Raw genomic sequence first — 20,415 nt, 5'->3', positions numbered from 1 at the left:
CCGTGGAACGCTGGGGCGTCCACGAGCTCGAGCTGGCCGGTCCGGCGGGCGGCAACCCCTTCGCGGAGGTCCGCCTGTCGGCCCGGTACCAGTACCGCAACCGCATCGTGGAGGCCGAGGGCTTCTACGACGGTGACGGCGTCTACCGCGTCCGGTTCATGCCGGACGCGGTGGGTCCGTGGCGGTTCACGACCGTCAGCAACGTCGCCGAGCTGGACGGGCACACGGGCGGCTTCGAGGTGACGCCTGCTTCCTCCGGGAACCACGGCCCCGTGCGGGCCGTGGGGACCGGCTTCGCCTACGCGGACGGAACGCCGTACCTGCCGTTCGGGACGACCTGCTACCACTGGACGCACGACATGGACGAGGACCGCGAGCGCGAGACGCTGCGCACGCTCGCGGCCTCGCCGTTCAACAAGATCCGCATGTGCGTGCTGCCGACCGGGCAGATGGCGCCGCCGGAGGTGCCGTTCGCCGGCGCGGATCCGGACGGCCTGGACAAGACCCGCTTCAACCCGGTGTTCTTCCGCCACCTGGAGGAGCGCGTCCGCGACCTGCGGGACATCGGGGTCGAGGCCGACGTGATCCTCTTCCACCCGTACGACGGCGGGCTGCGCGGCGTGGAGGACATGGGCCGCAAGACCGACCACGCCTACCTGCGCCACGTCATCGCCCGCCTGGCGGCCTACCGCAACGTGTGGTGGTCGGCCGCCAACGAGTACGACTTCAACCGGGCCAAGACCGTGCACGACTGGGACGACCTCCTGCGCACGATTCTCCGGCTGGACCCGTACGAGCATCTGCGGTCGATCCACAACGGGACGCGGATGTACGAGGTGGCGTCGCTGTACGACTTCACCAAGCCGTGGGTGACGCACCAGAGCATCCAGCACTGGGACGCCACGCTGACCGGCGAGTGGCTCACGGCCTGCGCCAAGCCGGTGGTGATCGACGAGATCTGCTACGAGGGCAACCTCGGCAAGCGCTGGGGCAACGTCACCGGCGCCGAGCTGGTGGACCGGTTCTGGGAGGGCATGGCGCGCGGCGGCTACGTGGGCCACGGCGAGTCGCTGACCGGCCACCAGGAGAGGGCCTGGATCGGCAATGGCGGCGCGCTGTTCGGGGAGAGCCCGGCCAGGATCGCCTTCCTGCGCCGGATCATGGAGGAGCGCCGCGACGGCACCGTCCTGCGCTACCTCGGGCGGCGGCAACCGGCCCACGTCACGGTGGAGCTGCCACCGGACGGCGAGTACGCGGCCGAGCTGATCGACGCCTGGAACATGACGATCGCCCCGGTGGACGGGACGCACCGGGATCGGGTGCGGGTCGGGCTGCCGCGCCGGCCGTACCTGGCGCTGCGAATGACGAGGGTGTGAGGCCGATGACCATTGCTGGCCCGATGGCGACCACCGCGCTCGGCTGGCACCTGCACGGTGAGAAGCGGCGCGCCCAGACGCTCGCCACGCTGGAGTCCTCGCCCTTCGACCGGGTGCGGATGGCGGCGTGCGCCACCAGGTGCACGCTCGACGAGCTGGAAGAGCGGGTGGCGGAGCTGGCGGCGATCGGCGTGGACGCGGAGCTGGTGCTGCTGCATCCCGGTGACGGCATCGCCGACCTGGGCGCGGCGGTCCGCTATCTGGCGGAGGTGGTCCCGCGGCTGGCTCCCCACGCGAACGTGTGGTGGTCGCTGGCCGCCGATCCCGCCGCCTTCCCGTTCCTGTCGGAGCACGACTGGGCGCGCCTGGCCGATCTGGTGGCCGAGGAGGACCCCGGTCACCACCCGCTGTCGATCACTGTGGAGGCGGGGTCGCCGCTGTTGTGGCGGCGCGCCTTCACCCATGGGAGCGTGCGCGCGCCCAGCCCCCGGGACGCCTGGATGCAGACGCGCGACCATCACAAGCCGGTGCTCATGGACATGTGCGGGTACGAGGGGGACTCGGACGATCCGTGGCTGAGCCTGACCGCCGAGCAGGTCGTGTCCCAGGCGTGGGACGGTGCGGTGCGGCGCCGCTACCTCACCCATGGCGAGTCCTACGCCGATGACGACGGGCTGACCTGGTCGGAGGCCGGCGGCACGCTGGCGGGCGCGGCCGTGCCCCGGCTCGCACTGCTGCGGGAGGTGATCGCCGGGACACCCGCGGAGGCGCGCTACCGCGACAGGGACGCGCCGATGCTGGAGCTGCCCGGGCAGTTCTACCTGGAGTTCTGCGGGGAGCACCGGTTCCCGCAGCGGGAGTACGAGGTGCCCGCCGGGCGATACGAGGTCGAGGTGATCGACACGTGGGAGATGACCGTCACGCCGCTGGGGGTGCAGGAGGGCGAGACGGTGAGCGTCCCGCTGCCCGGGACGGTGGGCCAGGCCGTGCGGCTGCGGCGGCGCCCGTGAAAGGCACCGCCGCCGCCATCGCCGAGCCGGGCGGGAAGGTCGTCGAGGTCGTGGCGGGCGCGGACGGCCCGGAGATGCGGCTGCGTCATCGCGACGCGTCCTCCCCGCACCTCCGGGCGCCGCTCCACGGGATGCTCACCGCCTCCACCGGCCGCCCGTGGCGCGTCGAGCCCGCCGGCTCGGTCCAGGTGGCGGGCACGGACGAGGCCGTGGTGGTGACGGCCAGGACCGGGCCGCTGAGCGCGCGCCTGGAGCTGGCCTTCACCCCCGACGGGCTGCTCACCCTGGGCACGACCTGGCACAACGACTCCGGGCATGAGGTCACCGACGTCGCGGCGGGCCTCCTGATCCCCCTTCCCACCGCCGACGCCAACGTCACCATGCCCGGCGTCCTCTACAACGGCAACCCCTCCTCCGACCCGCGCCGGAGAGTGCCCCGCATCGAGCCGGGCGGAGGGTTCGTGTGCGAGGAGGACCGCCTGCCCGTCCCCGCCGTCAACGCCGCCTGGGACGACCGGTACGTCAGCCTGTTCGCCCACCCGACGGCCCGCCGCGCCGAGGACGGCACGGTCACCTACGACTCCCTGGGAGTCCTGCCGGGCCTGACCGTGGCCGCCATGACCGGCGTGATCATGTTCGACGGGAAACCCGACGTCTGCTACGTCAGCAAGGCCGAGGTGGCCGACCACCCGATCGGCTACCGCACGCTCGCGCCGGGCGAGACGATCAGCACCAGGCACACCCTCGACTGGGGCCCGGTCGAGCCGCGCGGCCTCGGCTTCAGAAAGCTCGTGCACACCGAGCTCTACCAGGAGAACGGCGGAGCCCGCCCGCTGGAGCGCGAGGACATCGTCCGGCTCAAGACCAACGCCATGGACGCGCGCTGGACAGACCACGGCTACCTCGCCTACACGGGCACCCGTCACGGCAGGCCCAGGTCGTACCTGTACGGCTGGACCGGGCAGTGCCTCAAGCTCGCCCTGTGCGACGCCCTGCTGGGCCGCAAGGAGCGGACCCGCCGCGCCGCGGACTTCTACGTCGAGGGCAGCGGCACCTCGACGAAGGGCCTGCGGTACGGCCGGTACCTGCTCGACGACGACAAATGGGAGATGTTCCGCAAGGACGGCACGGACTTCGTGTCCAGCCGGGCCCACGGCGAGACGGTCGCCGATCTGGCCGGGATCGCGCTCCACTTCAGGGAGGCGGGCCTGCCGGTCCCGCACGCCTGGGAGGAGGCCGTGGAGGACGCCGCCGCCTTCTTCTGGCGGACGAGACTGCGGGAGGGCATCGTCCCGATCGGCTGGACGCCGGACGGCCGGCCGTTCTCGGCGATGGTCAGCGCGGCGGGCATCGCGTGCGTGCAGGCCATGCTGGGCGCGTACCGGCTCAGCGGCGAGCAGGTCTGGCTGCGGCGGGCCGAGGAGGTGCTGGGCCACTACCACCGGCTGCACGCGGCCACGTTCGAGCGGCCGTTCGCGCACGCCACGCTGGACGCGTCCGGCGAGGACAAGGAGGCCGGGATGTACTACTTCCTGGCCTCCTTCGAGCTGTACCGGCTCACCGGGCGCGAGCTCTACGCGCAGTGGGCCGAGGCGGCGGCGGACTGGCTGCTCACGTTCGTCTACGTGTGGTCGCCTGAGTTCGACGCGGGCAGCACCTTCGAACGGCGCGGTTTCCAGGCATGCGGCTGGCCGGCGGTCAGCGTGCAGAACCACCACCTCGACGTGTTCTTCCCGACCTCCGAGCTGATGGAGTTCGGCCTGGCCACCGGCAAGCCCTGGTACGCGGCCAGAGCCGAGACGATCCTGCACGCCATGGGCCAGGGCGTCTGCCGGGAGCCCGGCGACTGGGGCTTCGACGTGCCCGGCGAGCAGGGCGAGGGATTCTTCCAGACCAACTGGCAGCGCAAGGGCGAGGCGAACACCTGGAACCCGTCCTGGGTGATCGCCCTGCCCCTCTATCACGCGCTCCGCACGAGGAAGGTGACATGACGGAGGAAGAGGCCTGGCGCTACGCGGACGAGCTGCGGGACCGGGTACGCCCGCCCGAGTTCCCCGACCGCTGGTTCGACGTCTCCGAGTTCGGCTCGGGAACGGAGGCGTTCCGCGGGGCCATCGAGGCATGCCACGAAGCGGGCGGCGGCCACGTCCGGGTGCCCCCGGGTACGCACCTCACCGGCGCCATCCACCTGCTCAGCAACGTGGACCTGCATGTCGAGCAGGGCGCGACGATCCAGTTCAGCACCGACCCGGCCGACTACCTCCCGGCCGTCTACACCCGCTTCTCGGCCATCGAGTGCTACAACTACTCCCCCTTCATCTACGCCTACGGCCAGGAGAACATCGCGATCACCGGCGGCGGGACGCTCGACGGCGGGGCGGGGCCCGAGCACTGGTGGCCGTGGGTGGGCACGCCGGAGTTCGGCTGGCGCCCTGGCACGCCGCACGAGGCCGAGGACTGGGCCTCGTTGCAGCGGATGGCCGCGGAGAACGTGCCCGTCGAGGAGCGCGTGTTCGGCGCGGGCCACTTCCTGCGGCCCAACCTGATCCAGCCGTACCTGTGCCGCAACGTGCTCGTCGAGGGCGTGCGCGTCGTCCGCTCCCCCATGTGGGAGATCCACCCGGTACGGTGCGAGAACGTCCTGGTCAGGAACGTGTCGATCCACTCGCGCGGCCCCAACAACGACGGCTGCGACCCCGAGTCGTGCCGGTCGGTGGTGATCTCGGGCTGCGTGTTCGACGTCGGCGACGACTGCATCGCCATCAAGGCGGGGCGGGGCCCGGACGGGCGGCGGGTGGGGGTGCCGTGCGAGGACGTGCTGATCGAGGACTGCGACATGCGCTACCGGTACGGCTCGGTCGCGATCGGCACCGACACGACCGGCGGGATCCGCAACGTGTTCGTGCGCCGCTGCCGCTGGGGCGGTGAAGGGCTGTATTTCGGGCTCTACATCAAGACGAATTCGGTGCGGGGCGGCTTCGTGGAGAACGTCTACGTCAAGGACATCGAGATCGACGGGCTGACCAAGGAGGCCGTCTCGATCGACCTCTACCACGGCGACGGGCACAACGGGGACGAGGCGCCGGTCATCCGCAACATCAACGTCGCCGGGATGCGCAGTGACCGGACGCGCAGCGCGTACCTGTTGCGGGGCTATCCGGAGCAGCCGCTACGGGAGATCACGATCAGGGACAGCACGTTCTCCGGGGTGCTGCGGGCCGACGTGGTCGGGGACGTCGAGGACCTGTCCATCACGGGCGTCACGGTGAGCCCCTAACCGGCCAGCGCCGCACCGAGCCTGCGCATGCCCTCGGCGATCTCGTCGGGGCGGTAGGCGGTGAAGGACAGGCGGAGGGTCGCCCGGTCCGGTTCCGCCGGATAGAAGGGTGCGCCCGGGACGAAGGCGACATCGTGGCGGAGTGCCCGGCGCAGGAGCAGCCCCGTGTCCGAGTCGCCGGGCAGCCGGAGCCAGATGAACATGCCGCCGTCGGGATCGCTCCAGCGGGATCCGGGCGGGGCGACCCGTGCCAGGGCCTCGATCATGGCGTCGCGGCGGGGCCCGTAGACGTCGCGGAGCGTGCGGATGTGCAGGTCGAGATCCGCGGTGGTCAGATAGCGGGCCACCGCGGCCTGGTCGATGGTGGAGGTGTGCAGGTCGGTTGCCTGCTTGGCGACGGCGAGCACGCGCAGGAGTGCCGCGGGGGCGCGGAGCCAGCCCACGCGCAGTCCGGGGGCACCGATCTTGGAGAAGCTGCCGAGGTAGATGGAGGCCTCTTCGGCGCCCGGGTAGGAGCTGAGCGGCGGCAGGACTTCGCCCCGGTAGCGCAGCTCGCCATAGGGGTCATCCTCGAGGATCCAGAAGCCGTGTGCGGCGGCGAGCCCGGCGACGGCGCGGCGCCGCTGGTCGGTGAGCGTGCGCCCGGTCGGGTTGGCGAAGGTGGGCACCGCGTAGAGCAGCACCGGACGCTCCCGCTCGACGACCTCGCGCAGAGCGTCCGGGTCCAGGCCGTGCTCATCGCCGCGGACGGGCACCACCCTGGCGCCGGCGAGCCTGAAGCACTGTAACGCGGCCAGGTACGTGGGCTCCTCGACCAGCACGACGTCGCCCGGATCGAGGAGGGCGGTCGCCACCAGGAAGATGGCCTGCTGCGATCCGGTCGTCACCAGCAGGTCGTCGCCCGCCGTCGCGAGCCCGCGTCCGGTCAGCCGCCGCGCCAGGACGTCGCGGAGCTCGGGATCGCCCTCCGTCGAGGAGTACTGCAGGGCCCGGCGCCCCGCGGACGACAGCACGTGGTCGTAGGCCCCGCGCAGGCCGTCGACGTCGAAGAACTCGGCCGACGGCAGACCGCCCGCGAACGAGATGATCTCGGGCTGATCGATGAGCGCGAGCAGATCCCGGACGGGCGAACTGTCGGCCCGGCCGAGCCGACCGGCGAAAGGACTCTTCGGTGAGGACATGGGGACGCCTCCAGGCCACTCTGCGACGATGCGGATTTACAGCTTGACTTCATTCCTGTTTACGGACATGTCATATTTGTCATGCTTTGAAATGTATTTACGGGAGCGCGGGCAATGTGATCAATTACGAACGTGAGAGACTTTCTCATAGTCGGCGGCGGGGTGGCAGGCGCCAGTGCGGGGTACTTCTTGGCGGAGTGCGGCGCCGTGACCCTGCTCGAAATGGAGCACGCCCCCGGCTATCACTCGACCGGACGGTCGGCCGCGCTCTTCTCAGAGTATTTCGGCAACCGTACCGTGCGAGCTCTCACGGCGGCGAGCCGGTCGTTCCTCGCCGCACCACCGTCCGGCTTCGCTGACGGCCCGCTGCTGACGCCGCGCGGCGTGCTGGCGTTGTGCCCGGCGGGCGGGGAGAAGCTGTTCGACGAGGTGCTGGCCGAGGGGCAGGAGGCCCCGACTCCGGCAGTGGAGATCGACGCCGGCGAGGTCGAGCAGTACTGCCCGATCGTGCGCCTGGACTGGTGCAGCCGCGCGATGCTGAAACCCGCGGCGATGGACATCGATGTGGACGCACTCCACCAGGGGTTTCTGCGCGGCATCCGCGCCCGAGGCGGTCAGGTGATCACGTCGGCGCGCGTGCGGGAGCTGTCGAGGAGCAGCGGGGTCTGGAGGGCCGTCACCGACGCGGGCGAGCACACCGCGCCGACCGTGGTCAACGCGGCCGGGGCATGGGCCGACGAAGTGGCCGGGCTGGCGGGGGTACGGCCCGTCGGGCTGAGGCCGCTGCGCCGCACCGCTTTCCTTGCCGACCTGCCGGGCGGCGTGGACGCCGCCTCCTGGCCGATGGTCACCGACGTGGCGGACACGTTCTACGTCAAGCCCGAGTCGGGCCGGCTGCTCGTCTCGCCCGCCGACGCGACGCTCGTGCCGCCCGGGGACGTCCGTCCCCAGGACGTCGACGTCGCGATCGGCGTGCAGCGGGTACAGGAGGCCACCACGCTGGAGATCCGCAGCGTCAGGCACGCGTGGGCGGGGCTGCGCAGCTCAGTGGCGGACGAGCTGCCGGTGATCGGCGAGGCGCCGGACGCGCCGGGCTTCGTCTGGCTGGCCGCGCTCAGCGGCTACGGGGTACAGGCGTCGCCCGCGGTCGGCAGGATCGCCGCCGCGGCGGCGACGGGCACGCCGCCCGACGCGGCGTACTCGGCACAACGCATGTTGAACGGCACGGAACGTCCATGAGCAAGGCGACGGGGGCGTGCAGGGTGAAGGGACCGGTCGCCATTTGAACATCCCTGACGGAGAGGTGAAGATGACCGGCAACCCCCCTGGATTCTCCGGCCGAGCGGTCGACTTCGGTCCGTTCCGTCCGGTCTCGGCGATGATCGAAGAGCAGACGGACCGAGGTCCCGAGCGGCCGGCGGTCACCTACGACGGCAGGACGCTCACCTACCGGCAGCTGGACGACCTGGTGAACGGCCTGGCGGCCAGGCTGGCCGAGCACGGTGTGACCAGGGGCGACGTGGTCGCGGTCCTGCTGGTCAACTCCCTGGAGCTGCCGGTCACGTACCTGGCGCTGATGAAGCTGGGCGCGGCGTTCGTGCCGCTCGACCCGTCCTGGCCACGGGAGCGGATCCGCGGCACGCTGGAGGTGCTGCCGGACGGGCCGATCCTCTGTGCGGGCGACGGCGCCCTGCCGCAGGAGTCACGTCAGCGGGCGGTCACCGTCGACATCGACGGGATCGTCCCGACCGCCCGCCGCCCGGCGATCGGCATCGACCCCGACGACCTCGTGTACGGCTACTTCACCTCCGGCACCACGGGGACGCCGAAATGTGCGATGAACCGGCACAGGGGGCTGACCAACCGGTTCCGCTTCATGACCCGGTACTTCGCCGCGACCGGCGACGACGTGGTGCTGCAGAACAGCAGGCACACCTCCGACTCCGCGATCTGGCAGCTCTTCTGGCCCCTGACCATGGGCGGGCGCACCGTGCTGCCCGTGCAGGGCGAGTTCCTCAATCTCCGGCACACCATCGACCTGATCGCCCAGTACGGCATCACCACCGCCGACTTCGTCTCGAGCGTCTTCAACGGGCTGGTGGCGATCGTGGACGGTGACGAGACGGCCCTGGGGGGGCTGTCGTCCCTGCGCCGGCTCGTCGTCGGCAGCGAAGCGGTCAACCCGCAGGCGGTCCACCGGCTGATGACCCTGCTGCCCGGGCTCAGCGTCACCAACGGCTACGGGCCGACGGAGGCGTCCATCGGGATGGTCTTCCACCCCGTGTCCGCGGCCGACGGTGACCGGATCCCGCTGGGCCGCCCGATCGACAACTGCTACGCCGTGGTGGTCGACGACGACCTGCGCCCGCTGCCGCCCGGAGCCACCGGCGAGATCGTCATCGGCGGCGCCTGCCTCGGCGCGGGGTACCTGGGCGACCCCGAGGCCACGGCCAGGGCGTTCGTCCGCAACCCGTACCCGGAGGCGATCCCCGGAGACCGGCTCTACCTCACCGGCGATCTCGGACACCTGGACGACGAGGGCCGGCTGTTCTTCTCCGGGCGGAAGGACTTCCAGGTCAAGATCCACGGCGTGCGGATCGAGCTGGGCGAGATCGAGGCGGCGGCGCAGAGGTGCCCTGGCGTGCGGCAGGCGGAGGTCCTGGTGGCCGAGCAGGCGGGCACGAAAGTGCTCGCGCTGTTCGCCTCCGGCGGCGGGCTGACCAAGGCCGCGCTGAGCGAGGAACTGCGCCGCACCCTGCCCAGGACCAGCATGCCCCGCTACTTCTTCCTCCTTCAGGAGATGCCGCTGCACGACAACGGCAAGGTCGACCGGGGGCGGCTCCAGGAGATCCTCGACGGCAGGCTCGCCGAGGACACCGCACTGCTGGCCGAGAGCACGCCGACCGCGAGCCTGGCCGACCAGGTCCTGCGGGCGATGCGCTCGGCCCTCGGCTGGCCGGGCTTGACGGCTGGCATGCACTTCGCGGAGTCGGGCGGCGACTCCATCCAGGCCCTGTCCGTCGTGCACATGATCACCGCGGAGTCCGGGGTGCGGGTCGACGTCAAAGACCTGTACGACCATCCGACCGCCGACGCGCTGACTCGGCTGATCGAGCGCCGCCGGCGCGACGGCGCGGCCGTCGAGGAGGAGTCCGTGCTGATGGCACGGGACGCGGCGGTGCCCGAGGGCGAGCCCATCAGGCGCGTGACCAGGTCAGGGCGGCTGCGAACCGTGCTGGTCACGGGGGCGACCGGGTTCGTCGGCAGCCGCCTGGTCCACGAGCTGCTGACCCGTACCGGCCTGCGGGTGCGCTGCCTCGTACGGGCGCCCGGCGGCGACGCGACCGCTCGGGTCGTGACCGCGCTCGCCGAGCGGGGACTGTGGGAGCGGCGCTTCGCCGACCGGCTGGAGGGGTTCGCGGGCGACCTGGCCTCACCCGGCCTTGGGCTGGACACCAGGACCTGGGAGCACCTGGCACGCACCTGTGATCTGGTGCTGCACAACGGCGCGATGGTCAACTTCCTGTTCGACTACCGCGCCCACCGCCAGGCCAACGTCCGCGGCACCATCGAGCTGTTACGGCTCGCGATGGCGTACCGGCCCGTCCCGTTGCACTACGTCTCGACGCTCGCCGCGCTCCAGGAGGAGGCGTTCCACCGCGGCGAGCGCGTCCCCGAGGACTGCGACCCCTCCCTCGCCAGGACACCCGCCGGCGGCTACAGCCGCTCCAAGTGGATCGCCGAACGCCACCTCGCCGAGGCCCGGCGCAGGGGCGCGCTCATCACCGTGCTCAGGCTCGGCGAAGTCATGCCGAGCGCCGACAACGGCTACCCGAACCAGCTCGCCCTCACCCACCTGCTGCTCTCGGCGTTCCTGCGACTGGGTGTCCGGCCCGACGTCTCCGCGCGCTCCGACTACACCCCGGTCGACTACGTGGCCTCCCGCGTCGCCGCCGCGGTCTGCGACGACGAGGTCTGGGGCCGCAACCTGCACGTCTTCCGCGCCGAGAGCGTCTGCTTCGACGACGTCCTGGTGCGCGCGGGCGCGGCCATCGCGCCCATCCCGTGCGGGGACTTCGTGACGCTCGTACGCGAGACCGGGCGGGCGAGCGCCGACCGCGAGCTGACCACGCTCGCCTCGCTCCTGCCCGCCATGCGGGACGAGGACGAGCTGCGGCGGGCCTTCAGCAGGCTGCTGACCGACAACCCCGCGCTGTTCCGGAAGGACGAGTGCCACCGGCTCGAACAGCGATGGCGGCTCGACGACGGCACCCTTGACGGCCCGATCGCCGCCTACCACGCCCGGCTGGCGAGCAGGGACGGCGACGCCCTCGCCGCGAATCGGGTCCCGACCGGTTGATCACACGACAGAGGGGCTAAGGGATGCGCTACCGCAAGATGGGAAACCTCGGCTGGGAGGTCAGCGAGGTCGGATACGGCATGTGGGGCATCGGCGGCGGCCCTGGCGGCTTCACCGGCTGGGACTACGACGTCGCCCCACGTTGTCTCGACGAGGCCGTCGAGCTGGGCTGCACCTTCTTCGACACGGCCTGGGTGTACGGGCGGGGAGTCAGCGAGCAGCTGCTGGGCGCGCTGCTGCGCCGCCACCCCGACAAAAAGCTGTACGTGGCCACGAAGATCCCCCCGAAGAACCGTGAATGGCCCCCAAAACCGGGCGACACCCTCGACGACGCCTACCCCGCGGACCACATCAGGGAGTACACCCACCGCAGCCTGGACAACCTCGGGGTCTCGCGCATCGATCTCATGCAGTTCCACACCTGGGAGGACCGGTGGGCCGGCGACGAGCGGTGGCAGGAGGCCATCGCCGGGCTCAAGAGCGAGGGGGTGATCGACGCGGTCGGCATCAGCGTCAACCGGTGGGAGCCGGCCAACTGCTTCGCCGCGCTCGACACCGGCCTCATCGACGTCATCCAGGTGATCTACAACATCTTCGACCAGGCGCCTGAGGACGAGCTGTTCGAGCGCGCGATGCGTGACGGCATCGGGATCATCGCCCGCGTCCCGTTCGACGAGGGCACGCTCACCGGCACGCTGACCGCCGCCAGCACCTGGCCGGAGGGGGACTGGCGCAGCACCTACTTCGGCCCGGAGAACCTCCTGCCCAGCGTCGAACGGGCCGAACGGCTCAAGGCGGCCATCCCAGAAGGCGTCTCGCTCCCCGAGGTCGCCCTGCGGTTCATCCTCCACCACCCCGCGGTCAGCACGGTGATCCCGGGCATGCGCAAGCCCGCCCATGTACGGGCGAACCTCGCCGTCAGCGACGGGAGACCGCTGGACGACGCCTTGTTGCGCGATCTGCGGCGGCACCGATGGGACCGCGTTCCCGCCTGGTGGTCCGGGTGAACCCGCCGCTGATCGTCATGTGGGCGCACTCGCGCTCTGCCTCGACGGCGTTCCTGCGCATGATGATCGAGCGGGGCGACGTGACCGTCCTGCACGAGCCGTTCCTGGCTCTGACCGAGGAGGGCGCGCTCGAGCTCCCGTCGCCGGACGGCGGCCAGGCGACGGCGCGCTCCGAGAAGGAGCTGCTCATCCGCCTCGTGGAGCTGGCCAGGGTGCGGCCGGTGTTCGTCAAGGAGGTGCTCGACTACGAGTACCCGCACCTCTTCAAACACCCCGAGGACCTGGCCGGCATCGTCCACACGTTCATCGTCCGCGACCCGAGGCCGACCATCAGCTCGCACTACGCGATCAAACCGGCGGTGACCTGCGAGGAGATCGGCTACGAGCGCCTCGCGCGGCTGTTCGAGCTGGTCTGGGCGGCCACGGGGCGCGAGCCGCTCGTCATCCGCACGGAGCGGCTGGTGCGGGAGCCCGCGAAGGTGGTCGAAACCTTCTGCGCGTACGCGGGGCTGGCCTTCCGCCCCGAAGCGCTCACCTGGGCCGCCGAGGACCGGCCCGAGTGGCGGCGGACCCGCCGGTGGCACCTGGACGCGAGCGGCAGCGCCGGATTCGAGGAGCGCCGCAAAACCTATCCGGCCACCGTGGACAACCACCCCGTCCTGCGGGCCTTCTACGACCACCATCTCCCCTTCTACCAGCGGCTCGTCCAGCACGAGAGGGAGAACCCATGTCAACAGCCATGAAGCAGTCTCCGGGCCGGTTGTTCGCGCGAGCCTTCGCCGACGACCCCGAACGCGCGGAGGTGACCTTCGACTACACCATCACCGAGGCACACGAGCCGACCAAGGACAGGCCGCGCCTGACAGTGCGCAACCTGCTCAGGGTCATCCCCGTCGAGGGCGACGGGGCCAGGTTCTGGACGGAGTCCCCGCCCAGCGACGAGGAGCGGCAGGCGGTGCGCGACTCCGGCGTCCGCCGTGAGGCGGCGTTCAGGTTCGGGATGGCCGAGGCCAAGGTCCAGCCGATCCAGGCCTGGGTGCAGATCCCCGACGGGCTGGCCGACGACCTGGACGCGCTCGCCACCTTCCTCGACTACCGGCTCCTGGTACGGCTCGCCACCGCGGAGAACCTCGCCCTGACGACAGCCCTGCTCGGCCACCCGGAGATCGCCCGCCTGCCGTACGACACCGACTACGTCGCCGGCGTCCTGGCGGCCTGCGACGAGGTGGAACAGTCGGGCGCGACCCCGCACGCGATGATCGTCAACCCCCACGACTACTACCACCGGCTCGTGGGCCGGGGCGGGCTGCTGGCGGAGCTGGCAGCGGGCAACGGCATGAAGGTCAGTCGCAACCGGTGGATCGGCCAGGGAGACGCCCTGGTCGGCGACATCTCCGTGGCGGCCAGGCTGCTCGACGCGCGCCGCTCGGTGATCCGCGTGGCCGAGCCTCCGCCCGGCACGTTCGCCCGGCCGGGCGTGGCCGTCTGCGCCGAGGTGTACGAGGGGGTCGCGGTCCATCTGCCGGGCCTGTTCTACCTGGTCACCCCTGCCGGCACATTTCCATCTGTATAGCAACCACCTACAACAAAAACAACGAAAGGCGGTGACCGTGTCAGACGCACACGAGGAATATCGGCGCAACGGTTGGTGGCGAAGCGCGACCTTCCTGGACGACCTTCGACGTCACGTGGCGACATTTCCTGATAAATCCGTACTTATCAGTCGACGAGTCGCCGACGGTCTTACCGATGTCATCACGTACGCGGAGCTCGACCGGCTGACCGACCGGATCGCCCACGGCCTGATCCGGCTGGGCGTGCGGCCGGGTGACTTCGTCGCGGTCCAATTGCCCAACCGCAGGGAAACGCTCCCCCTGACCCTGGCCTGCATCAAGATCGGTGCGCGCATCGCGCCGCAGATGCCGCTCTACCGGCACCGCGAGCTGGACTTCATGATCCGGCTGACCGAAGCGCGCGTGTTCATCACCGTGAACCGGATCGGCGACCTGCCGACGGCGGAGACGGCCATGACGCTCGCGGAGGAGATCCCGACCCTGGAGCACGTGGTCATCGTCGGCGGCGACGGACCGCCCGGGGCGCTCGACTTCGACGAGCACCTGCTCGACCCGGAGCCCGGCGATCCCGAGGAGCTCGCCGGGCGGGCGCTGGGCCCCGACGATCCCTTCCTCATCCTGTTCACCTCGGGCACGACGGGAGAGCCCAAGGGCGCGCTGCACAGCCAGAACACCCTCTATGCCGCCATCAACGGCTACCAGGAGGCCTACGACCTGGACGACCATCTGGTCATCATGACCTCCCAGACTTCCATGCACTACGTGGGCATGGTGATGACGTACCTGACGGCGCTGACGCTGGGCGGCACCGCGGTCACCGCCGACGTCTGGGACCCCGGCCTCTACCTCGACCTCGCGGCCGAGCACGACGTCACGATGTACTACGCCACGCCCCCGTTCGCCAGGGAGATCAGCGAGACGCAGGCGGTCAGCCCGCGCGACCTGTCCAGCCTGCGCATCTTCGTGTCGGGCTCGGCGCCCGTCCCGCCGCACCTCGTGGAGCAGGTGAGCGAGACGCTCGGCGTACGGGTGTACGCGCTGTGGGGCATGACCGAGAACGGCGGCGTCACCATGACGCGGCCCGAGGACCCGCCGGAGCGGGCCGGAGAGAGCGACGGCACCGTCGTGTCCGGCATGGAGATCCGCATCGTCGACGAGGAGAACCAGCCTGTCCCGGCGGGCGAGATCGGCGCTCTGCAGGTACGCGGCGCGGCGCAGTGCCTCGGCTACTACCTGCGCGACGAGATCTACGCCAAGTCGATCACGCCGGACGGCTGGTTCGACACCGGGGACCTGGCCCGCGACGACGGGTACGGCGGCATACGCATCTCCGGCAGGACCAAGGACGTCATCGTCGCGAAGATGTGCTTCAAGCTGCCGGTGAGCGACCTCGAGGCACTGCTCGGCAGGCATCCCGCCATCCGCGACATCGCGCTCATCGGCATTCCGGACCCGTCGCTGGTCGAGCTGGTATGCGCCGTGGTGGCGCCGACGGGCGAACCGCCCACGCTCGAGGACCTGCGGACCTACATGAAGGACGCCGGGGTGAACGAGTGGTTCTGGCCCGAACGGCTCGAACTGGTCGACGCGATGCCGCGGACCGTCACCGGCAAGATCCGCAAGGTCGAGCTGCGGGAGCGGTTCGGCGCGGCGTCGGACTGAGGTGGCCGGATCACGGGCGCTCCCGCTGGCCGTCCTGTGCGGGAGCGCCTTCCTCGGCGCGATCGACGTGCAACTGGCGAACATCGCCTTCCCCGACATCCTGCGCAGCTTCCCCGGCAGCAGCCTGCCCGAGCTGTCGTGGGTGTTCAACGGCTACGCGATCGTGTTCACCGCGGCGCTGCTGCCGGCGGGCGGGCTGGCCGACCGGTTCGGCTACCGCCGGGTCTTCCTCACCGGGCTGGCGGTGTTCGTGCTCGGCTCCGCGTTGTGCGCCATCGCCCCGTCGGCAGGCGCGCTGATCGCCGCCCGGGTCGTGCAGGGCGTCGGCGGCGGGGTGATCACCCCGCTGACGCTCGCCCTGATCCTGCCGTACTACCCGCCAGAACGCCGTGGCACGGCGATCGGCCTGTGGAGCGCGGCGCAGTCGGTGGCGACGGCGTCCGGGCCGTCGCTCGGCGGCATGCTCGTCGGCGTCTGGGACTGGCGGACGGTGTTCTTCCTGCACCTGCCGGTCGGGCTCGTCGTCCTGGCGGGCGCGTGGCGCATCGTGACCCCGGGCGTGGCGAAGGCCGCCACGTCCAGGTTGCCGGACGTCACCGGCCTGCTCCTGCTGGTGGGGGCCATCGGCCTGCCCTCGCTGGCCATCGTGCAGAGTGACGCGTGGGGCCCCGGCAGCCCCGGCACGATCACCGCGCTCGTGGCGGGCGTCGTCGTGGGTGTCCTGTTCGTCCGGCGCGCGCGGACGCACCCCGCCCCCATCGTGGACCTGAACGCCCTGCGAGCACGCGGCACTCAGCGGGCCAACATCGCGATGTTCCTCCTGGGGCTGGTGATGTTCGCGCTGCCGCTGGCCAACATCCTCTTCCTCACCAGGATCTGGGGATACTCCGATGCCGCGGCGGGGCTCGCCGTCACCCCCGGAGCGCTCGCCCAGGTGTTGACCGCGCCGCTCGCGGGGCGGCTGGCAGTGCGTACCGGCCACCGGGCGCTGGCACTGTGCGGGGTCGCGCTGCTGGCCCTCGCCACGGCGTATCTGGCGTTCTCGGCGGGCGCCGACCGGGCGTATCTCACGGTGGTCCTCCCCGCGGTCGTCCTGGCCGGGGCCGCCGTCGCCATGCTGGTCACCTCACTGAGCGGCGCGGCAGTGGCCGAGATCCCGCCCGCACGGCTCGCCACCGGCACTGCCTTGTCGGTCACCACGCGGGCCTGCGGCGCGGTCATCGGCGTCTCGGCGCTCGTCCTGGTCCTGTCGGGCGACCGGCTCGGCTCGATCGGCGCGTACCAGGGGGTCTGGGTGACCATGCTGGGAATCTGCGCCCTCGTCGCCGTCGCCGCCGCGAGCCTGCGCACCCCGGAGAAGGCGCCTGCGTAGCATCACGAGTAGGCCTCGGCCTGCGCGCTGTACAGGGTGGCGTACCGGCTGCCCAGCGCCATCAGCTCCTCGTGGGAGCCCTGCTCCGTGACCCGGCCCTCCTCCAGCACGACGATGTGGTCGGCGCTGCGGACGGTGGAGAAGCGGTGCGAGACCAGCAGCGTGATCCGGCCGCGCCCGGTGGCCGCGTGGCGCAGGAAGTGCTCATACAGCTCGTGCTCGGCCTGCGGGTCGAGCGCGGCGGTGGGCTCGTCCAGCACCAGCAGCAGCGGGTGCGGCCGCATCAGGGAGCGGGCCAGGGCCAGCCGCTGCCACTGGCCGTGCGACAGCTCGGCGCCCGCGTAGAGCCGGCCGAGCTGGGTGTCCATCCCGTCGGGGAGCTGCTCGGCGATCGGCGCGGCACCGGCCCTGTCCAGGGCCTTCGTCACCGCGGCGGGGTCGTCGGCCGACGGCAGCCAGCCGGCGCCGACCGCCTGCCGCAGCGGGAGCTGGAACTTCACGAAGTCCTGGAAGACGCCGGTCAGCCGCAGCCGCCAGGCCCGCAGGTCCAGCTCGGCGAGTGGTACGCGGTCGGCGGTGATGTGGCCCTCGGTGGGCGCGTACATGCCGCTGAGCAGCTTGACCAGGGTGGTCTTCCCGGCGCCGTTGCTGCCCACCAGGGCGACCGTGGAGCCGGCGCGCAGTGTCAGGTCCACGCCGGACAGCACCGGCTCCGCCGAGCCCGGGTAGGTGAAGCCGACGCCGTGGAGCTCGATGCCGTGCCGGAGCACGTCCGGGGCGGGCCGGGTGCCGGTGGGGCGGTGGCGGCGCGCGTAGTCGAGCAGCCAGAGGTAGTGGCGGGTGGAGTGCCCGGCGTCGGCGATCTGGGAGAAGCCCTGCACGGTGCCGTACACCTGGAAGCGGAGCTGGGTGCCGAGGCTGATGACCAGCATCAGGTCGCCGAGTGTGGCCTCGCCGCGGCCGACCATCCTGGTCATCAGCACCAGCGCGGCGACGAACCCGGCGGCGTAACAGAGCCAGCCGGCCAGCTCCCAGCCGATCGCGCCGATGCGGGCCCGCAGGACGGCGTCGATCACGGAGTGGCGGGCGGCGTCGGCCGCGGTGTCCAGGACGGGGCCGGCGCCTGAGACGTAGATCTCCTTGCCGGTCTCCGGCTCGATGCACATCCGGTGCAGGCGCTGCTCCAGGCGGGACTGCTCGGCGGTGGCGACGTGGGCGTCGGCCAGCCGCCGGCGGGCGCGCCCGGCCGCCCACAGCGGCGGAAGGGCGAGCACGGCCAGCGCGGACAGCGCCGGGTGCACCGAGGCCAGCAGCCACAACGACAGCCCGACGCTGACCACCGAGATGGCCGTGTCGGACAGCGCCCAGCAGGAGCCGGCCAGGGCGCGGGTGTTGCGGCGCAGCAGGCTCAGCCGGTCGAGGTAGTCCGTGCGTTCGAGGTGCTCGAGGGTGGGGATGGCGGCGGTGACGTCGAGGATCTCGCCGCTGACCGCGATGTCCACCCGGTTGATCAGGTCGTCCTGGTAGTTGTAGCGCGTGCGGTTGCCCGCGGCCAGGACGGTGTGGGCCAGGGTGCCGACGACGACGGCCACGACGAGGGCGCCGGCGGCGTGCAGGCCCGCGGCGTCCACGACCCAGCGCTGGCCGAGGGCGGTGAGGGCGGTCGCGGCGGCCTGGCCGGCGGACAACAAGGTGATCATCGCGAAGACGGCCCGGTCGGCGCGCCAGGCGAGGGCGAACATGTGGCGGACCAGTCGGATTTTCTCGCTCATCGGCTCGTCGCTCCCGTGTCGGTGAAGCGGGCCGCCTGCAGGCGGAAGAGCCGCGCGTAGGCGCCCCCTTCCGCCAGCAGGCTCGCGTGGCTTCCCTGCTCGGCCACCTGGCCGCTCTCCAGCAGCACGATCCGGTCGGCGTTGCGCACAGTGGACAGGCGGTGGGAGATCAGCAGCACCGTGGTCCCCGGCACCTCGGCGACGACCTGCCGGTAGAAGCTCGCCTCGGCCTCGACGTCCAGGTGCGCCGTCGGCTCGTCCAGGATGAGCACGTCACGGCCGTGCTCGACGGCGAAGATGGCCCTGGCGATGGCGACGCGCTGCCACTGCCCGCCGGAAAGGTCGGTGCCGTCGGCGCGCTCGCGTGCGAGAGGGGTGTCGTAGCCGCCCGGCAGCGCCTCGATCACGCCGTCGATGCCGGCGCGGCGGGCGGCGGCGCGGATCCCGTCGAGGTCGGAACGGTGTTCCGGCGCGGCCATCGCGATGTTGTCGGCGGCGGAGAGCGGGTAGCGGTTGAAGTCCTGGAACACCACGGCCACGCGGCGGCGCCACTCCGGCAGGTCGCCGGGGCCGAGCGGTCCGCCGTCCACCAGCACTCGCCCGGCGGTGGGCGGGAACAGGCCGGCGAGCAGTTTGATCAGCGTGGTCTTGCCGACGCCGTTCTGTCCCACCAGGGCCAGCACCTCGCCGGGGTGGACGGTCAGGTTCACCCCGGCGACGACGTCGCGGTCCGTGCCGGGGTAGCGGAAGACCAGGTCCTCCAGGCGGATCTCGGCCGGAGCGGACGTTCCGCGCGGCGCGCTCCCGGACCGGGCACGCGGCCCGTACTGCCTGCTCAGCCGATCGAGCGCGCGGACGGCGCCGAGCCCGAACTCGATGTCGAACGCCTCGTAGCCCATGGAGCTGATGGTGAAGAGGCCGAACGCGGACACCAGCACGGTCACCAGGTCGGACGGGGAGAGCGTGCCGTTCACGGCGGCGAGGCCGGGGAACAGCAGGGCGGCCCCGGCCGACACCGCCGCCAGCACGGCCGTCAGCCACTGCTGGCGCAGGACGTCGCGCCGGTACGCCCAGATGGGCCTTGCCCAGGCCAGCACCTCCCGGTTACGGCGGCGCACCACCCACTCCTGCAGCCCGAACAGGCGGATCTCCTTCGCGGCCGGAGTGGTCGAGGCGACGTCCGACCAGTGCTCGCCCCGGCGGCGCAGGTCCTCGCGGGTGTCCGCCGCCGTCGCCAGGCCGACCCACCAGCGGCGGAGCAGCGCGCGCTGGGTCAGGGCCGTGGCCAGGAGGAAGACGGCCAGCAGCGGCGAGAACTCCACCGCCACCACGGCCGCGGAGCCCGCTGCGGCCAGCATTCTGAAGACCAGCCGGAGCTGGCCGACGGCGGCCGTGCCCGGGGAGCGGACCCGGCCGCCGCCCGGATCGGAGGCGCGGGAGGCGTCGTCGGCGAACGCCGGATCCTCCAGGTGCGCCATGTCGGCGGGCGCGAGCGCGAGCCGGCGGACCTTCCGCATCACGCGGGCGTCGACGCGGCCGGCCACGAACTGCTCCAGCGCGCCGCCGAGCGCCTGGAGCACCTCGGTGACCGCCAGCAGGGCCGCCATCGTGACCAGCGGCCACACGATCGCGGTGCCGGGCTCCCGCCCGCCGGCGGAGCCGGTGAGTGCGGCGACCAGCCAGCCGGTGGACAGGGCGGTGGCGGCGGGGGCCAGCGCCCCTCCGGCGTGCACGGGCACCAGGCCGGCGGCGGCTTTCCGATCTTGGAGCGACAGGTGTAACAGGCGTGTTCGTTCGACCAGCAGCGTCCTCACGGGGCGGGTG

The 20,415-nt window shown here is 71.7% G+C and carries 14 protein-coding genes; 11 read left to right on the top strand and 3 right to left on the bottom strand.

Annotation, left to right across the window (positions count from 1 at the left end; translation table 11 throughout):
- The first annotated feature begins 2 nt into the window (after positions 1 to 2).
- The 4 genes from ACIBVN_RS03015 to ACIBVN_RS03000 are packed head-to-tail and all read left to right on the top strand — an operon-like array spanning position 3 to position 5,663.
- Positions 3 to 1,376: a DUF5060 domain-containing protein gene (locus tag ACIBVN_RS03015; RefSeq protein WP_397132384.1), complete on the top strand. Its 1,374-nt coding sequence runs from the start codon at positions 3 to 5 to the stop codon at positions 1,374 to 1,376.
- 5 nt (positions 1,377 to 1,381) lie between these two features.
- Complete coding sequence (locus ACIBVN_RS03010; protein ID WP_397132028.1) at positions 1,382 to 2,386, top strand: DUF5605 domain-containing protein; 1,005 nt, start codon at positions 1,382 to 1,384, stop codon at positions 2,384 to 2,386.
- Complete coding sequence (locus ACIBVN_RS03005) at positions 2,383 to 4,377, top strand: hypothetical protein (protein ID WP_397132026.1); 1,995 nt, start codon at positions 2,383 to 2,385, stop codon at positions 4,375 to 4,377. The genes ACIBVN_RS03010 and ACIBVN_RS03005 overlap by 4 nt, the downstream gene beginning before the upstream one ends.
- Positions 4,374 to 5,663, top strand: a complete 1,290-nt coding sequence (locus ACIBVN_RS03000; protein WP_397132024.1) for a glycoside hydrolase family 28 protein — start codon at positions 4,374 to 4,376, stop codon at positions 5,661 to 5,663. Before ACIBVN_RS03005 ends, ACIBVN_RS03000 begins: the two co-directional genes overlap by 4 nt.
- Here the strand turns inward: ACIBVN_RS03000 and ACIBVN_RS02995 are convergent.
- The gene (locus ACIBVN_RS02995) at positions 5,660 to 6,844 is read right to left on the bottom strand and encodes a PLP-dependent aminotransferase family protein (protein WP_397132022.1); all 1,185 of its coding nucleotides are present in this window, start codon (positions 6,842 to 6,844) and stop codon (positions 5,660 to 5,662) included. The genes ACIBVN_RS03000 and ACIBVN_RS02995 overlap by 4 nt on opposite strands.
- Positions 6,845 to 6,976: 132 nt before the next feature.
- On the opposite strand from ACIBVN_RS02995, the gene ACIBVN_RS02990 reads away from it, so the two are divergent.
- From ACIBVN_RS02990 to ACIBVN_RS02960, 7 genes are all read left to right on the top strand, one after another.
- On the top strand, positions 6,977 to 8,083 hold the full coding sequence (locus ACIBVN_RS02990; RefSeq protein WP_397132020.1) for an NAD(P)/FAD-dependent oxidoreductase: 1,107 nt from the start codon (positions 6,977 to 6,979) through the stop codon (positions 8,081 to 8,083).
- Between the two features lie 70 nt (positions 8,084 to 8,153).
- Positions 8,154 to 11,204: an amino acid adenylation domain-containing protein gene (locus ACIBVN_RS02985; protein ID WP_397132018.1), complete on the top strand. Its 3,051-nt coding sequence runs from the start codon at positions 8,154 to 8,156 to the stop codon at positions 11,202 to 11,204.
- A 23-nt stretch (positions 11,205 to 11,227) separates the two neighbouring features.
- Positions 11,228 to 12,211, top strand: a complete 984-nt coding sequence (locus ACIBVN_RS02980; RefSeq protein WP_397132016.1) for an aldo/keto reductase — start codon at positions 11,228 to 11,230, stop codon at positions 12,209 to 12,211.
- Positions 12,178 to 12,954, top strand: a complete 777-nt coding sequence (locus ACIBVN_RS02975) for a sulfotransferase family protein (protein ID WP_397132014.1) — start codon at positions 12,178 to 12,180, stop codon at positions 12,952 to 12,954. The genes ACIBVN_RS02980 and ACIBVN_RS02975 overlap by 34 nt, the downstream gene beginning before the upstream one ends.
- Positions 12,939 to 13,784 carry a family 3 encapsulin nanocompartment shell protein gene (locus ACIBVN_RS02970; protein ID WP_397132012.1) on the top strand — a complete coding sequence of 282 codons (846 nt, stop codon included), beginning with the start codon at positions 12,939 to 12,941 and terminating at the stop codon, positions 13,782 to 13,784. Before ACIBVN_RS02975 ends, ACIBVN_RS02970 begins: the two co-directional genes overlap by 16 nt.
- Before the next feature lie 37 nt (positions 13,785 to 13,821).
- Positions 13,822 to 15,447: an AMP-binding protein gene (locus tag ACIBVN_RS02965; protein WP_397132010.1), complete on the top strand. Its 1,626-nt coding sequence runs from the start codon at positions 13,822 to 13,824 to the stop codon at positions 15,445 to 15,447.
- Between the two features lies 1 nt (position 15,448).
- Positions 15,449 to 16,819: a DHA2 family efflux MFS transporter permease subunit gene (locus ACIBVN_RS02960; RefSeq protein WP_397132008.1), complete on the top strand. Its 1,371-nt coding sequence runs from the start codon at positions 15,449 to 15,451 to the stop codon at positions 16,817 to 16,819.
- 2 nt (positions 16,820 to 16,821) lie between these two features.
- On the opposite strand, the gene ACIBVN_RS02955 is transcribed toward ACIBVN_RS02960, so the two are convergent.
- The gene (locus tag ACIBVN_RS02955; RefSeq protein ID WP_397132006.1) at positions 16,822 to 18,591 is read right to left on the bottom strand and encodes an ABC transporter ATP-binding protein; all 1,770 of its coding nucleotides are present in this window, start codon (positions 18,589 to 18,591) and stop codon (positions 16,822 to 16,824) included.
- Positions 18,588 to 20,405, bottom strand: coding sequence for an ABC transporter ATP-binding protein (locus tag ACIBVN_RS02950; protein ID WP_397132004.1), 1,818 nt, complete (start codon positions 20,403 to 20,405; stop codon positions 18,588 to 18,590). The genes ACIBVN_RS02955 and ACIBVN_RS02950 overlap by 4 nt, the downstream gene beginning before the upstream one ends.
- Positions 20,406 to 20,415: the final 10 nt, after the last annotated feature.

This window comes from Nonomuraea sp. NPDC049400 (assembly GCF_044466425.1).
GTDB lineage: Bacteria > Actinomycetota > Actinomycetes > Streptosporangiales > Streptosporangiaceae > Nonomuraea.
Note: the sequence above shows the minus strand (reverse complement) of the source record. Positions and strands in the feature narration are given on the sequence as shown.